General features: G+C 56.2%; 12 protein-coding genes and 1 tRNA gene. All 13 read right to left on the minus strand.

What is annotated here, in order from left to right:
- Positions 1–204: GTP-binding protein (locus JZ00_RS29260; RefSeq protein ID WP_039594682.1), on the minus strand; the 204-nt coding region annotated here is incomplete at its 3' end.
- Positions 205–235: 31 nt separating this feature from the next.
- A complete protein-coding gene (fusA, locus tag JZ00_RS29265; protein WP_039594681.1) occupies positions 236–2,341 on the minus strand; it encodes an elongation factor G in 2,106 nt (701 codons plus the stop codon).
- 30 nt (positions 2,342–2,371) lie between these two features.
- Positions 2,372–2,842: a 30S ribosomal protein S7 gene (rpsG, locus tag JZ00_RS29270; RefSeq protein WP_003186074.1), complete on the minus strand. Its 471-nt coding sequence runs from the start codon at positions 2,840–2,842 to the stop codon at positions 2,372–2,374.
- 102 nt (positions 2,843–2,944) lie between these two features.
- Positions 2,945–3,316: a 30S ribosomal protein S12 gene (gene rpsL / locus JZ00_RS29275; protein WP_003186084.1), complete on the minus strand. Its 372-nt coding sequence runs from the start codon at positions 3,314–3,316 to the stop codon at positions 2,945–2,947.
- A 216-nt stretch (positions 3,317–3,532) separates the two neighbouring features.
- A complete protein-coding gene (rpoC, locus tag JZ00_RS29280; RefSeq protein ID WP_039594680.1) occupies positions 3,533–7,732 on the minus strand; it encodes a DNA-directed RNA polymerase subunit beta' in 4,200 nt (1,399 codons plus the stop codon).
- A 64-nt stretch (positions 7,733–7,796) separates the two neighbouring features.
- Positions 7,797–11,870, minus strand: a complete 4,074-nt coding sequence (rpoB, locus tag JZ00_RS29285; RefSeq protein WP_039594679.1) for a DNA-directed RNA polymerase subunit beta — start codon at positions 11,868–11,870, stop codon at positions 7,797–7,799.
- A 220-nt stretch (positions 11,871–12,090) separates the two neighbouring features.
- Positions 12,091–12,456 carry a 50S ribosomal protein L7/L12 gene (gene rplL, locus JZ00_RS29290; RefSeq protein WP_039594678.1) on the minus strand — a complete coding sequence of 122 codons (366 nt, stop codon included), beginning with the start codon at positions 12,454–12,456 and terminating at the stop codon, positions 12,091–12,093.
- A gap of 78 nt (positions 12,457–12,534) precedes the next feature.
- Positions 12,535–13,035: a 50S ribosomal protein L10 gene (gene rplJ, locus JZ00_RS29295; protein WP_039594677.1), complete on the minus strand. Its 501-nt coding sequence runs from the start codon at positions 13,033–13,035 to the stop codon at positions 12,535–12,537.
- 197 nt (positions 13,036–13,232) lie between these two features.
- Complete coding sequence (rplA, locus tag JZ00_RS29300; protein ID WP_003186095.1) at positions 13,233–13,928, minus strand: 50S ribosomal protein L1; 696 nt, start codon at positions 13,926–13,928, stop codon at positions 13,233–13,235.
- Positions 13,928–14,359: a 50S ribosomal protein L11 gene (gene rplK / locus JZ00_RS29305; RefSeq protein ID WP_003176435.1), complete on the minus strand. Its 432-nt coding sequence runs from the start codon at positions 14,357–14,359 to the stop codon at positions 13,928–13,930. Before rplK ends, rplA begins: the two co-directional genes overlap by 1 nt.
- Before the next feature lie 117 nt (positions 14,360–14,476).
- Positions 14,477–15,010 (minus strand): transcription termination/antitermination protein NusG, encoded by a 534-nt coding sequence (gene nusG / locus JZ00_RS29310; RefSeq protein WP_010443972.1) that lies wholly within the window; start codon positions 15,008–15,010, stop codon positions 14,477–14,479.
- 9 nt (positions 15,011–15,019) lie between these two features.
- Positions 15,020–15,388 (minus strand): preprotein translocase subunit SecE, encoded by a 369-nt coding sequence (gene secE / locus JZ00_RS29315; protein WP_039594676.1) that lies wholly within the window; start codon positions 15,386–15,388, stop codon positions 15,020–15,022.
- Positions 15,389–15,433: 45 nt separating this feature from the next.
- Positions 15,434–15,509: transfer RNA gene (locus JZ00_RS29320), tRNA-Trp, on the minus strand.
- Positions 15,510–15,566 lie beyond the last annotated feature (57 nt).

Raw genomic sequence — 15,566 nt, forward strand, 5'->3', positions numbered from 1 at the left:
AACGTGAGCGGTGTTGATGGTGATACCGCGAGCTTTTTCTTCCGGGGCGCTGTCGATCTTGTCGAAGTCAACCTTGGCCGAACCGAAAACTTCGGAGCAGACACGGGTCAGAGCAGCGGTCAGAGTAGTTTTACCGTGGTCAACGTGGCCGATGGTGCCAACGTTGACGTGCGGTTTGTTCCGTTCAAATTTTTCTTTAGCCACGACAATTAACTCCTAGCTTAAAGGGGCTGGATCAGCCTTGCTTTTTGGTAACAGTCTCGACGATATGCGACGGAGCTGTATTGTATTTTTTGAATTCCATAGAGTAGCTTGCGCGACCCTGAGACATGGAGCGAACGTCGGTTGCGTAACCGAACATCTCACCCAACGGAACCTCGGCGCGAATAACCTTGCCGGAAACCGTATCTTCCATACCCAGAATCATGCCACGACGACGGTTAAGGTCGCCCATGACATCACCCATGTAGTCTTCAGGCGTAACGACTTCTACCGCCATGATAGGTTCAAGCAACTCACCACCGCCCTTCTGGGCCAGTTGCTTGGTAGCCATGGAAGCAGCCACCTTGAACGCCATCTCGTTGGAGTCGACGTCGTGGTAAGAACCGTCGAACACGGTCGCCTTCAGGCCGATCAGCGGATAGCCGGCAACAACGCCGTTCTTCATCTGCTCTTCGATACCCTTCTGGATCGCTGGGATGTATTCCTTAGGAACCACACCACCTACGACTTCGTTCAGGAATTGCAGACCTTCCTGACCTTCGTCAGCAGGAGCAAAACGGATCCAGCAATGGCCGAACTGGCCACGACCGCCGGACTGGCGAACGAACTTGCCTTCGATTTCACAGCTCTTCGTGATGCGCTCACGATAGGAAACCTGAGGCTTACCGATGTTGGCTTCGACGTTGAACTCACGGCGCATCCGGTCAACCAGGATGTCTAGGTGCAGCTCGCCCATGCCGGAGATGATCGTTTGACCAGTCTCTTCATCAGTCTTGACGCGGAAAGACGGGTCTTCCTGAGCGAGCTTGCCCAGAGCGATACCCATTTTTTCCTGGTCATCCTTGGTCTTAGGCTCAACGGCAACCGAGATTACCGGCTCCGGGAAGTCCATGCGAACCAGGATGATTGGCTTGTCAGCGTTGCACAAGGTTTCACCAGTGGTGACGTCCTTCATGCCGATCAAGGCCGCGATGTCACCAGCGCGTACTTCCTTGATTTCTTCACGGGCGTTTGCGTGCATTTGCACCATACGACCCACGCGCTCTTTCTTGCCTTTTACCGAGTTGATCACGCCGTCGCCGGATGCCAACACGCCCGAGTAAACCCGAACAAAGGTCAAGGTACCCACGAATGGGTCGGTAGCGATCTTGAACGCCAAAGCCGCGAACGGCTCGTCGTCACTTGCGTGCCGCTCCATTTCCTCTTCCTCGTTATCCGGGTTGGAACCCTTGATAGCAGGAATGTCGGTTGGAGCAGGCAGGAAGTCGATAACGGCGTCGAGAACCAGGGGAACACCCTTGTTCTTGAAGGAAGAACCGCAAACGGCCAGAACGATTTCACCAGCAATAGTACGCTGACGCAGAGCCGCCTTGATTTCGTCGTTGGTGAGTTCTTCACCTTCGAGGTACTTGTTCATCAGCTCTTCGCTGGCTTCGGCCGCAGCCTCGACCATGTTGCTGCGCCATTGCTCGGCTTCTTCCAACAGCTCGGCAGGAATTTCCTTGCGAACAGGGACCATGCCCTTGTCGGAGTCATTCCAGTACACAGCCTGCATGTTGATCAGGTCGATTTGGCCCTGGAAGTTGTCTTCCGAACCGATAGCGAGCTGGATAGGCACCGGAGTGTGACCCAGACGCTGCTTGATCTGACCGATCACGCGCAGGAAGTTGGCACCAGCACGGTCCATCTTGTTTACATAAACAAGACGTGGAACGCCGTATTTGTTGGCCTGACGCCATACGGTTTCCGACTGAGGCTCAACACCGGAAGTACCACAGAACACGACAACCGCGCCGTCGAGTACACGCAGGGAACGTTCAACTTCAATGGTGAAGTCTACGTGGCCCGGGGTATCGATTACGTTGAAGCGATGCTCGTGCGGGTACTGCTTCTCGGAACCTTTCCAGAAGGCGGTGATAGCAGCAGAAGTAATGGTAATACCACGCTCCTGCTCCTGAACCATCCAGTCTGTGGTCGCGGCGCCGTCATGCACCTCGCCCATTTTGTGACTTTTGCCGGTGTAAAAAAGGACGCGCTCAGTGGTGGTGGTCTTACCAGCATCCACGTGAGCAACGATACCGATGTTACGGTAGCGATTAATCGGTGTAGTACGAGCCATAAAGCCCTCGCAAATTGAGTGACGCTAAAATTAGAAGCGGTAGTGCGAGAAAGCCTTGTTGGCTTCAGCCATACGGTGCACGTCTTCACGCTTCTTAACTGCAGCACCTTTACCTTCAGCAGCGTCCAACAGTTCACCAGCCAAACGCAGGGCCATGGACTTCTCGCCGCGCTTGCGGGCGAAGTCTACCAGCCAGCGCATTGCCAGGGCGTTACGACGGGAAGGACGAACTTCGACCGGAACCTGGTAAGTAGCACCACCTACACGGCGCGACTTCACTTCGACCAGCGGAGCGATGGCGTCGAGAGCTTTCTCGAAGATTTCCAGGGGATCGCTGTTCTTGCGTTCCTTAACTTTGTCCAATGCGCCATAAACAATACGCTCGGCAACGGCTTTCTTGCCGCTTTCCATAACGTGGTTCATGAACTTGGCGAGAATCTGGCTTCCGTATTTCGGATCGTCCAGAATCTCACGTTTGGCTGCTACGCGACGTCTTGGCATGATAAGCCCTCAAGCGGTCTTCAGGTTAGCCCGGGACAGCATATGCTTGCCCGACCTTACTCTTATCGACTCAATAAAAATGAAAAACTGCAAAACGGCCGATTACTTCGGACGCTTGGTACCGTACTTCGAACGACCCTGGTTACGACCTTTAACGCCGGAAGTATCCAAAGAACCGCGGACGGTGTGGTAACGAACACCTGGCAAGTCTTTTACACGACCGCCACGGATCAGTACCACGCTGTGCTCTTGCAGGTTGTGACCTTCACCACCGATGTACGAGGAAACCTCGAAACCGTTGGTCAGGCGCACACGGCATACTTTACGCAGTGCCGAGTTAGGTTTTTTCGGCGTGGTGGTATACACACGGGTGCATACGCCACGACGTTGCGGGCAGTTCTGCAGCGCAGGTACGTCGGATTTCTCGACGATACGCTTACGCGGCTGACGTACCAGCTGGTTGATAGTTGCCATCTACTAGCTCCACTGTTGTCTTGCGACGCTATTGTCTTACAAGAAAAGCAAAATGGCAGGAACGAATTCCCGCCAAATTTAGGGGATCAAGAGTCTAAAGAGGATCTTGTCCCCAGTCAAGGCAAGGCCCCGACCTCCCCGCCCGCCGAATCTCGACAATTTGTCTCGATCCGCCGAACGGGGTGGCCAGGGCCAGGCACTTAATCAACGCCGAACTCAGTTACCGCTCGAGTTCAGTGCTTCGGTCAGTGCAGCTTCCACTTCACTGGCGCTTACGCGCAACGGCTTGTCTGCATCACGGCGACGCTTGCGCTCGCTGTGATAGGCCAAACCGGTACCGGCCGGGATCAGACGACCCACGACCACGTTTTCTTTCAGGCCGCGCAGGTAGTCGCGCTTGCCGGTTACCGCCGCCTCGGTCAATACACGGGTGGTTTCCTGGAAGGAAGCCGCCGAGATGAACGATTCGGTGGACAACGACGCCTTGGTGATACCCAGCAGTACGCGAGTGAACTTGGCAAGGAACTTGTCCTCGTTCGCCAGGCGCTCGTTTTCCACCAGCACGTGCGTCAGTTCCATCTGGTCGCCCTTGATGAAGCTGGAGTCGCCGGACTCGGAGATCTCAACTTTACGCAGCATCTGACGCAGGATGGTCTCGATGTGCTTATCGTTGATCTTCACGCCCTGCAGACGATAAACGTCCTGGATTTCGTTCACGATGTACTTGGCCAGCGCACTCACACCCAGCAGACGCAGGATGTCGTGTGGATCGCTCGGACCGTCGGAGATAACTTCGCCGCGGTTTACCTGTTCGCCTTCGAAAACGTTCAGGTGGCGCCACTTCGGAATCAGCTCTTCGTACGGATCGCTACCGTCGTTCGGGGTAATGACCAGACGGCGCTTGCCCTTGGTTTCTTTACCGAACGCGATGGTGCCGCTGACTTCAGCCAGAATCGAGGCTTCTTTCGGACGACGGGCTTCGAACAAGTCGGCAACACGCGGCAGACCACCGGTGATGTCGCGGGTTTTCGAAGTTTCCTGCGGGATACGAGCGATAACATCACCGATCGCGATCCGCGCACCGTCCGCAACACCGACCAGGGCGTTGGCTGGCAGGAAGTACTGAGCAATTACGTCAGTGCCTGGCAGCAACAGGTCCTTGCCGTTGTCGTCGACCATCTTCACAGCCGGACGAATGTCCTTGCCGGCAGCTGGGCGATCTTTTGCGTCGAGGACTTCGATGTTGGTCATACCGGTCAATTCGTCAGTCTGACGCTTGATCGTGATGCCTTCTTCCATGCCCACGTAGGTCACGGTACCTTTCATTTCGGTAACGATCGGGTGAGTGTGCGGGTCCCACTTCGCCACGATGGCGCCAGCGTCGACCTTGTCGCCTTCCTTCACCGAAATCACAGCACCGTACGGCAGCTTGTAGCGCTCGCGCTCACGACCGAAGTCGTCGGCAATCGCCAACTCACCGGAACGGGACACAGCCACCAGGTGACCGTCGACACGCTCAACGTGCTTCAGGTTGTGCAGACGGACGGTACCGCCATTCTTCACCTGAACGCTGTCGGCTGCGGAGGTCCGGCTTGCCGCACCACCAATGTGGAACGTACGCATCGTCAGCTGGGTACCCGGCTCACCGATGGACTGGGCAGCGATAACGCCGACCGCTTCACCGATGTTCACCTGGTGACCACGTGCCAGGTCGCGACCGTAGCATTTGGCGCAGATGCCGTAGCGAGTTTCGCAGCTGATCGGAGAACGCACGATCACTTCGTCGATGCTGTTGAGCTCGATGAATTCGACCCACTTCTCGTCAACCAGGGTGCCGGCAGGAACGATGACGTCCTCGGTACCTGGCTTGAATACATCACGGGCGATGACACGACCCAATACGCGCTCACCCAACGGCTCTACAACGTCACCGCCTTCAATGTGCGGAGTCATTACCAAGCCATGTTCGGTGCCGCAATCGATCTCGGTCACGACCAGATCCTGGGCAACGTCTACCAGACGACGAGTCAGGTAACCGGAGTTCGCCGTTTTCAACGCGGTATCCGCAAGACCCTTACGAGCACCGTGAGTGGAGATGAAGTACTGGAGTACGCTCAAACCTTCACGGAAGTTCGCAGTAATCGGGGTCTCGATGATGGAACCGTCCGGCTTGGCCATCAGACCACGCATACCGGCGAGCTGACGGATCTGCGCAGCAGAACCCCGTGCGCCCGAGTCGGCCATCATGTACATCGAGTTGAAGGATTCCTGGTCGACTTCGTCGCCATGGCGGTCGATGACCTTCTCTTTCGAGAGGTTGGCCATCATCGCCTTGGAAACTTCATCGTTTGCCTTGGACCAGAGGTCGATCACCTTGTTGTACTTCTCGCCCTGGGTTACCAGGCCGGACGCGTACTGGCTTTCGATCTCTTTCACTTCTTCGGTGGCGGCACCGATGATGCGGGCTTTTTCATCTGGGATAACGAAGTCGTTAACACCGATGGAAACGCCGGAGATGGTCGAATAGGCAAAACCGGTGTACATCAACTGGTCAGCGAAAATCACGGTCTCTTTCAGACCAACCACGCGGTAGCACTGGTTGATCAGCTTGGAGATCGCTTTTTTCTTCATCGGCAGGTTGACGACATCGAACGACAAGCCTTTTGGCACAACCTGGAACAACAGCGCACGGCCGACGGTGGTGTCGACAATACGGGTGTTGGTCACGCTGCTGCCATCGCGATCGTTTACGGTTTCGTTGATCCGCACCTTGACCTTGGCGTGCAGTGCGGCTTCGCCGGCACGGAACACACGGTCAACTTCCTGCAGATCCGCGAACACACGACCTTCGCCCTTGGCGTTGATCGCTTCACGGGTCATGTAGTACAGACCCAATACAACGTCCTGGGACGGAACGATGATCGGCTCACCGTTGGCTGGCGACAGGATGTTGTTGGTCGACATCATCAACGCACGCGCTTCCAGCTGGGCTTCCAGCGTCAGCGGTACGTGCACGGCCATTTGGTCGCCGTCGAAGTCGGCGTTGTACGCAGCACAGACCAGAGGGTGCAGCTGGATAGCCTTACCTTCGATCAGTACCGGTTCAAACGCCTGGATACCCAGACGGTGAAGGGTCGGTGCACGGTTGAGCAGCACTGGGTGTTCGCGAATCACTTCAGCAAGAACGTCCCAGACCTCTGGCAGCTCGCGCTCGACCATCTTCTTGGCGGCTTTGATGGTGGTCGCAAGGCCACGCATTTCCAGCTTGCCGAAAATGAACGGCTTGAACAGCTCCAAAGCCATTTTCTTTGGCAGGCCGCACTGGTGCAGACGCAGGGTCGGGCCTACGGTAATTACCGAACGACCGGAGTAGTCAACACGCTTACCGAGCAAGTTCTGACGGAAACGACCTTGCTTACCCTTGATCATGTCAGCCAGGGATTTCAGAGGACGTTTGTTCGAACCAGTGATAGCACGGCCACGACGACCGTTGTCGAGCAAGGCGTCGACCGCTTCCTGCAACATACGCTTTTCGTTGCGCACGATGATGTCCGGAGCGGACAGGTCAAGCAGGCGCTTCAAGCGGTTGTTACGGTTGATTACTCGACGATACAGATCGTTGAGGTCGGAAGTCGCGAAACGACCGCCATCAAGCGGAACCAGTGGACGCAGGTCTGGCGGCAGAACCGGCAGAACGGTCAGCACCATCCACTCTGGCAGGTTGCCGGAACCCTGGAAGGCTTCCATCAACTTCAGACGCTTGGACAGCTTCTTGATCTTGGTTTCGGAGTTGGTTTGCGGAATCTCTTCGCGCAGGCGGCCAATCTCGTGCTCCAGGTCGATCGCGTGCAGCAGTTCGCGGACAGCTTCGGCACCCATGCGGGCATCGAAATCGTCGCCGAACTCTTCCAGCGCTTCGAAGTATTGCTCGTCGTTGAGCAGCTGACCTTTTTCAAGGGTGGTCATGCCTGGATCGATAACGACGTAGCTCTCGAAGTAGAGAACGCGTTCGATATCACGCAGGGTCATGTCCATCAGCAGGCCGATACGGGACGGCAGCGATTTCAGGAACCAGATGTGAGCAACTGGCGAGGCCAGTTCGATGTGCGCCATGCGCTCACGACGAACTTTTGCCAGCGCGACTTCAACGCCGCACTTCTCACAGATCACGCCGCGATGCTTCAAGCGCTTGTACTTACCGCACAGGCACTCGTAATCCTTTACCGGGCCAAAGATCTTGGCGCAGAACAGGCCGTCACGCTCGGGTTTGAACGTACGGTAGTTGATGGTTTCCGGCTTTTTAACTTCACCGAACGACCACGAACGGATCATCTCAGGCGAGGCCAATCCAATACGGATGGCGTCGAACTCTTCGACTTGACCCTGGTTTTTCAGCAAATTCAGTAGGTCTTTCAAGGCCTTTCCTCCTGGCGGAGCAGAGAGCGGGCAACACAGCCCCGCTCTCGATTCGCGTCACGTGTTATTCGGTTTCCAGATCGATATCGATGCCGAGGGAACGAATTTCCTTGATCAACACGTTGAAGGACTCGGGCATGCCCGGCTCCATACGGTGATCGCCGTCCACGATGTTTTTGTACATCTTGGTCCGGCCGTTCACATCGTCCGACTTCACTGTGAGCATTTCTTGCAGAGTGTATGCAGCACCGTATGCTTCCAGTGCCCAGACCTCCATCTCCCCGAAACGCTGACCACCGAACTGCGCCTTACCACCCAGCGGCTGCTGGGTAACCAGGCTGTAAGAACCGGTAGAACGAGCGTGCATCTTGTCGTCTACCAAGTGGTTCAGCTTCAGCATGTACATGTAGCCAACGGTAACCGGACGCTCGAACTTGTTGCCGGTACGACCGTCGAACAGCTGCATCTGGCCGCTTTCTGGCAGGTCTGCCAGTTTCAGCATGGCCTTGATCTCGCTTTCCTTGGCACCGTCGAACACCGGGGTAGCCATTGGAACGCCGCCGCGCAGGTTCTTCGCCAGATCCAGGATTTCCTGATCGGAGAAGGTGTCCAGCTCTTCGTTGCGCCCGCCGATCTCGTTGTAGATCTCGTGCAGGAACTTACGCAGGTCAGCGACTTTGCGCTGCTCTTCGATCATACGGTTGATCTTCTCGCCCAACCCCTTGGCCGCGAGGCCCAGGTGAGTTTCAAGAATCTGACCAACGTTCATACGCGAAGGTACGCCCAACGGGTTGAGGACCACATCGACCGGGGTGCCATTGGCATCGTGCGGCATGTCTTCAACCGGCATGATCACGGAGACCACACCTTTGTTACCGTGACGACCGGCCATCTTGTCGCCCGGCTGGATGCGGCGACGGATTGCCAGGTAGACCTTGACGATTTTCAGCACGCCTGGAGCTAGGTCATCGCCCTGCTGCAGTTTGCGCTTCTTGTCTTCGAACTTGTCGTCCAGCAGACGGCGACGATCAACGATGTAGGCCTGGGCCTTCTCGAGCTGCTCGTTCAGAGCATCTTCAGCCATGCGCAGTTTGAACCACTGGCCATGCTCAAGACCGTCGAGGACTTCGTCGGTGATCTCCTGACCTTTCTTCAGGCCGGCGCCGCCTTCGGCTTTGTGGCCGACCAGGGCGGAGCGCAGACGCTCGAAAGTCGCGCCTTCGACGATACGGAACTCTTCGTTCAGGTCCTTGCGGATCTCGTCGAGCTGAGTCTTCTCGATCGACAGCGCACGAGCGTCACGCTCAACGCCGTCGCGGGTGAAGACCTGTACGTCGATGACGGTACCCTTGGTGCCGGTAGGCACGCGCAGGGAGGTGTCTTTAACGTCGCTGGCTTTTTCACCGAAGATGGCACGCAGCAGTTTCTCTTCCGGAGTCAGCTGGGTCTCGCCTTTCGGAGTGACCTTGCCGACCAGGATGTCGCCTGCGCCTACTTCAGCACCTACATAAACGATACCGGCTTCGTCCAGCTTGTTCAGTGCAGCTTCACCCACGTTCGGGATGTCCGCAGTGATTTCCTCTGGGCCAAGCTTGGTGTCACGCGCCACACAGGTCAGTTCCTGGATGTGGATCGTGGTGAAGCGGTCTTCCTGGACCACACGCTCGGACAGGCAGATGGAGTCTTCGAAGTTGAAGCCGTTCCATGCCATGAAGGCGATGCGCATGTTCTGGCCCAGAGCCAGCTCACCCATATCGGTGGACGGGCCGTCAGCCATGATGTCGCTGCGCTGAACCCGATCACCCTTGCTTACCAGCGGACGCTGGTTGATGCAGGTGTTCTGGTTGGAGCGGGTGTACTTGGTCAGGTTGTAGATGTCGACACCGGCTTCGCCCGGCTCAACTTCGTCATCGGCAACACGGACCACGATACGGCTGGCGTCGACGGAATCGATCACACCGCCACGACGAGCCACGACGCAAACGCCGGAGTCACGGGCAACGTTACGCTCCATGCCGGTACCTACCAGCGGCTTGTCGGCGCGCAGGGTCGGTACAGCCTGACGCTGCATGTTCGAACCCATCAACGCACGGTTGGCGTCGTCGTGCTCGAGGAACGGGATCAGAGACGCTGCAACCGAAACTACCTGCTTCGGCGATACGTCCATCAAGGTGACGTCTTCCGGCGCCTTGACGGTGAACTCGTTCAGGTGACGAACGGCTACCAGTTCGTCGGTCAGGACTTTCTTGTCGTTCATCGTGGCCGAAGCCTGGGCGATCACGTGATCAGCCTCTTCGATGGCGGACAGGAACACGATCTCGTCGGTGACCAGGGCGTCCTTCACCACACGGTACGGGCTTTCGAGGAAGCCGTACTGGTTGGTGCGCGCGTAGGCAGCCAGGGAGTTGATCAGACCGATGTTCGGACCTTCCGGCGTTTCGATCGGGCATACGCGACCGTAGTGGGTCGGGTGTACGTCACGAACTTCGAAGCCTGCACGCTCACGAGTCAGACCGCCTGGGCCGAGTGCGGAGACACGACGCTTGTGGGTGATCTCGGACAGCGGGTTGTTCTGGTCCATGAACTGGGACAGCTGGCTCGAACCGAAGAACTCTTTCACCGCCGCAGCAACAGGCTTGGCGTTGATCAGGTCCTGCGGCATCAGGCCTTCGCTTTCAGCCATCGACAGGCGTTCCTTGACCGCACGCTCTACGCGCACCAGGCCAACACGGAACTGGTTTTCGGCCATCTCGCCTACGCAGCGAACACGACGGTTACCCAGGTGGTCGATGTCATCGACGATGCCTTTACCGTTACGGATGTCGACCAGGGTCTTGAGCACCGCAACGATGTCATCCTTGTTCAGCACGCCCGAACCTTCGATCTCGGTACGACCGATGCGACGGTTGAACTTCATCCGGCCGACCGCAGACAGGTCATAGCGCTCAGGACTGAAGAACAGGTTGTTGAACAGGGTCTCGGCGGCATCCTTGGTTGGCGGCTCGCCAGGACGCATCATGCGATAAATCTCGACCAGGGCTTCCAGTTGGTTGCCGGTGGAGTCGATCTTCAGCGTGTCGGAGATGAACGGACCGCAGTCGATGTCGTTGGTGTACAGGGTCTCGATACGAACGACCTGGGCCTTGACGATTTTCGCCAGGATCTCGACGGTCAGCTCGGTGTTGCATTCAGCGATGATCTCGCCAGTAGCTGGATGCACGATGACCTTGGCCGAAGTGCGACCCAGGACGTAGTCCATCGGCACCTGCAGCTCTTTGATCCCGGCCTTTTCCAGCTGGTTGATGTGGCGAGCAGTAATACGACGGCCTTGCTCGACAATAACCTTGCCCTTGTCATCCTGGATATCCAGGACGGCGATTTCACCGCGCAGGCGCTGAGGCACCAACTCCAGGCTCAGGTTTTCACCCTGCACATGGAATACGTTGGTGGTGTAGAACGCGTCCAGCACTTCCTCGGTGGTATAGCCGAGCGCGCGCAGCAGTACCGATGCAGGCAGCTTGCGACGACGGTCGATACGCACGAACACGCAGTCTTTCGGGTCGAACTCGAAGTCCAGCCACGAACCGCGGTAAGGAATGATGCGCGCGGAATAGAGCAGTTTGCCGGAGCTGTGCGTCTTGCCACGGTCGTGGTCGAAGAACACGCCCGGAGAACGGTGCAGCTGGGAAACGATTACACGCTCGGTACCGTTGATTACGAAGGTACCGTTTTCAGTCATCAGGGGGATTTCACCCATGTAGACTTCTTGCTCTTTGATGTCCTTGATCGCTTTGTTCGACGATTCTTTGTCGAAAATGATCAGGCGCACTTTTACCCGCAAAGGTACGGCGTAAGTTACACCGCGCAATACGCATTCTTTGACATCAAATGCCGGTTCGCCCAGGCGATAACCGACGTACTCCAGCGCAGCATTGCCGGAGTAGCTGATGATCGGGAAAACGGATTTGAAGGCCGCATGCAGGCCCACGTCGCGGAACTGATCTTTAGTCGCTCCCGCTTGCAAGAATTCACGATACGAATCCAGCTGGATGGCCAGGAGGTACGGCACATCCATGACGTCCGGCAACTTGCTAAAGTCCTTGCGGATACGTTTTTTCTCAGTATATGAGTAAGCCATCAGCGTTCCCCAGCTTGGTCACCTGCTTGTTTGGCCCCTCCCGACGGGAGCAGCCAGAAAATCGTGCAAACCCCATGGTTTGCGCCACCACATCGGGTGGTTACAGCTCGTGATCAGCACCGACCCAGTCGGCTGCCAATAACGGAAAAAGGCCGGTGGCAAGAGCCACCAGCCATCAGCCTGTCGCTTAACGCTCGGGCTGGAGACGCAAAGTCGATGCTTACTTCAGCTCGACTTTAGCGCCTGCTTCTTCCAGAGCGGCCTTGGCTTTGTCAGCTGCGTCTTTGGCAACAGCTTCCAGAACCATGGCAGGAGCGCCGTCAACTACAGCCTTGGCTTCTTTCAGGCCCAGACCGGTCAGCTCACGTACTGCCTTGATCACGTTTACTTTCTTCTCGCCAGCTTCGGTCAGCATGACGTTGAATTCGGTTTGCTCTTCAGCAACGGCAGCAGCAACAGCTGGACCAGCGGAAGCAGCAGCAGCGGTAACACCGAATTTTTCTTCGAAAGCTTTGATCAGCTCAACAACTTCCATTACGGACATGTTGGCTACTGCTTCGAGGATGTCGTTTTGAGAGATAGTCATGAAACTAAATTCCTGAATTGGGGGACGGCCTACGCGACCATCGAAATAAACAAAAAACGCGAAAAGAGGTGTCGAGCCTTAGGCTGCGGCAGCTTCTTTCTGGTCGCGCAGTGCCGCCAGGGTACGAGCCAATTTGCTGGTAGCGCCTTGCATCACGCTCATCAGCTGGGAAATTGCTTCGTCACGGGTCGGCAGAGTTGCCAGTACGTCGATCTGGTTAGCTGCGAGGAACTTGCCCTCGAACGCAGCTGCCTTAATCTCGAACTTGTCCTGACCTTTGGCGAATTCCTTGAACAAACGGGCAGCAGCGCCAGGATGTTGGTTGGAGAACGCGATCAAGGTCGGGCCGGTGAACACGTCGTTGAGAACACTGTATTCAGTGTCAGCAACAGCGCGCTTGAGCAAGGTGTTACGTACAACACGTACGTAAACGCCAGCTTCACGGGCCTCTTTACGGAGTCCGGTCATAGCGCCTACTGTTACGCCACGGGCATCAGCCACGACAGCGGACAGAGCAGCTTTGGCAGCCTCGTTGACTTCAGCGACGATGGCCTTCTTGTCTTCGAGTTTAATTGCCACGGGTTTAACTCCTGCTTGTTACCGTTTCATCCGATCGAAACCGAATGTCGTTTTGGTGTCTGATTCGGTAAGGAACCGGGAGCACCATCTGCGTAGGCTTGTGGTTTAAGACTTTCGTCGCCTACGGTCTTGGACAGCCCCCGCCAGGCAGGGACCCCAATATTTGATTGGCGTAATCGCTTGCGCCAACCGTTGTCTTACGCGTCGAGCGAGCTCTGATCGATAACCAGACCTGGGCCCATAGTGGTGCTCAGGGTAACGCGCTTGACGTAGATACCTTTCGAAGAAGCTGGCTTGATACGCTTCAGATCAGCGATCAGGGCTTCAACGTTTTCCTTCAGCTTGACGGCGTCGAAGCCAATCTTGCCAACGGAAGTGTGGATGATGCCGTTCTTGTCGGTGCGATAACGAACCTGACCAGCCTTGGCGTTTTTAACCGCGGTGGCTACGTCTGGCGTTACGGTGCCGACTTTAGGGTTAGGCATCAGGCCACGTGGACCGAGGATCTGACCCAACTGGCCTACAACGCGCATGGCATCCGGGGAAGCGATCACGACGTCATAGTTCAGGTCGCCGCCTTTCATTTCAGCAGCCAGATCGTCCATGCCTACGCGGTCAGCGCCAGCAGCCAGAGCAGCTTCAGCTGCTGGGCCCTGGGTGAACACGGCAACACGGACAGTCTTGCCAGTGCCGTGCGGCAGCACAGTTGCGCTACGTACGACCTGGTCGGATTTACGTGGGTCAACGCCCAGGTTCACAGCAACGTCGAACGACTCGCTGAACTTGACAGTCGACAGCTCAGCCAGCAGAGCGGCGGCATCTACAAAGTTGTAGGCCTTGCCTGCTTCGATTTTGCCGGCGATAGCCTTTTGACGCTTGGTCAGCTTAGCCATTACACACCCTCCACGTTAAGGCCCATGCTACGAGCAGAACCGGCGATAGTACGCACGGCTGCATCCATATCAGCTGCAGTCAGATCCGCGTTTTTGGTTTTCGCGATTTCTTCCAGCTGAGCACGGGTCACGGTGCCAACCTTAACGGTGTTTGGACGAGCGGAACCGCTGGTCAAACCTGCAGCCTTCTTCAGCAGAACCGAAGCAGGGGTGCTTTTTGTTTCGAAAGTGAAGCTACGGTCGCTGTAGACAGTGATGATCACTGGAGTCGGCAGACCTGGCTCAAGACCCTGAGTACGGGCGTTGAAAGCCTTGCAGAATTCCATGATGTTCACGCCGTGCTGACCCAGTGCAGGACCAACAGGTGGGCTTGGGTTAGCCTGAGCGGCCTTCACTTGCAGCTTGATGTAAGCGGTAATCTTCTTGGCCATGAGGCACTCCAATTACGGGTTCGAACGCCTCGAAAGGCTCCCCGGTTGCTTGCGCGTTTATCCCAGTGACGACAAAACCCCACAGCCTTGGGCTGCGGGGTTGGGATGCCTGTTCAATCAGACCTTTTCGACCTGACTAAACTCCAACTCTACCGGAGTAGAGCGACCGAAAATGAGCACTGCCACTTGGATCCGGCTCTTTTCGTAGTTAACTTCTTCAACCGTGCCATTGAAATCAGCGAATGGACCGTCGGTGACACGCACAACCTCACCTGGTTCAAACAGCGTCTTCGGCTTCGGCTTGTCGCTACCATCAGCAACACGACGCAGAATCGCTTCTGCCTCTTTATCCGTGATTGGCGCAGGCTTGTCGGCGGTACCGCCAATGAAGCCCATCACCCGAGGGGTATCCTTGACCAAGTGCCAAGTCCCTTCGTTCATATCCATCTGTACCAGCACATAGCCTGGGAAGAACTTACGTTCACTTTTGCGCTTCTGGCCATTACGCATTTCAACCACTTCTTCAGTGGGAACCAGAATCTCGCCAAAGCCATCTTCCATGCCAGCCAGCTTCACACGCTCTATCAGCGAGCGCATAACATGCTTCTCGTAACCCGAGTAAGCATGCACAACGTACCAACGCTTAGCCACGGGACACCCTTAGCCAACAATCAAGGAAACAAGCCAGCCGAGCAGGGAGTCGAGCCCCCACAACAGCAACGCCATCACCAGAACAACAGCCACAACGATCAACGTGGTCTGCGTGGTTTCTTGGCGAGTCGGCCATACGACTTTACGAATCTCGGTGCGAGCTTCCTTAGCGAGTACGAAGAAAGACTTGCCCTTGGCTGTCTGGAGGCCTACAAAGGCAGCAACAGCAGCAATGGCGAGCAATGCAAGTACTCGGTACAGGATCGGCGAAGCAGAAAAATACTGATTGCCAACAACGCCAACAGCCACCAAAGCGACTACCACTAGCCACTTGAGCAGATCGAAGCGAGAGCCTTGAGCTTCAGCTTTAGGAGTCATCTATGAAGATCCTGTGAAAAGAAAGCCAGACACACCGAGTGAATCTGGCAGGTCAGGAGGGAATCGAACCCCCAACCTACGGTTTTGGAGACCGTCGCTCTGCCAATTGAGCTACTGACCTAAAACAAAATCAGGCCGACCATTATGCCGGCCTGAAAAAGACATTACAACTGTTTAC

This window comes from Pseudomonas frederiksbergensis (genome assembly GCF_000802155.2).
Classification (GTDB): domain Bacteria; phylum Pseudomonadota; class Gammaproteobacteria; order Pseudomonadales; family Pseudomonadaceae; genus Aquipseudomonas; species Aquipseudomonas frederiksbergensis_A.

Excerpts from the sequence above, each read along its gene's own strand:
- fusA (WP_039594681.1), bottom strand. The coding sequence starts at position 2,341 with ATGGCTCGTACTACACCGATTAATCGCTACCGTAACATCGGTATCGTT.
- secE (WP_039594676.1), bottom strand. The coding sequence starts at position 15,388 with ATGACTCCTAAAGCTGAAGCTCAAGGCTCTCGCTTCGATCTGCTCAAG.
- rplK (WP_003176435.1), bottom strand. The coding sequence starts at position 14,359 with ATGGCCAAGAAGATTACCGCTTACATCAAGCTGCAAGTGAAGGCCGCT.
- rplA (WP_003186095.1), bottom strand. The coding sequence starts at position 13,928 with ATGGCTAAGCTGACCAAGCGTCAAAAGGCTATCGCCGGCAAAATCGAA.
- rpoB (WP_039594679.1), bottom strand. The coding sequence starts at position 11,870 with ATGGCTTACTCATATACTGAGAAAAAACGTATCCGCAAGGACTTTAGC.
- rplL (WP_039594678.1), bottom strand. The coding sequence starts at position 12,456 with ATGACTATCTCTCAAAACGACATCCTCGAAGCAGTAGCCAACATGTCC.
- rpsL (WP_003186084.1), bottom strand. The coding sequence starts at position 3,316 with ATGGCAACTATCAACCAGCTGGTACGTCAGCCGCGTAAGCGTATCGTC.
- rpsG (WP_003186074.1), bottom strand. The coding sequence starts at position 2,842 with ATGCCAAGACGTCGCGTAGCAGCCAAACGTGAGATTCTGGACGATCCG.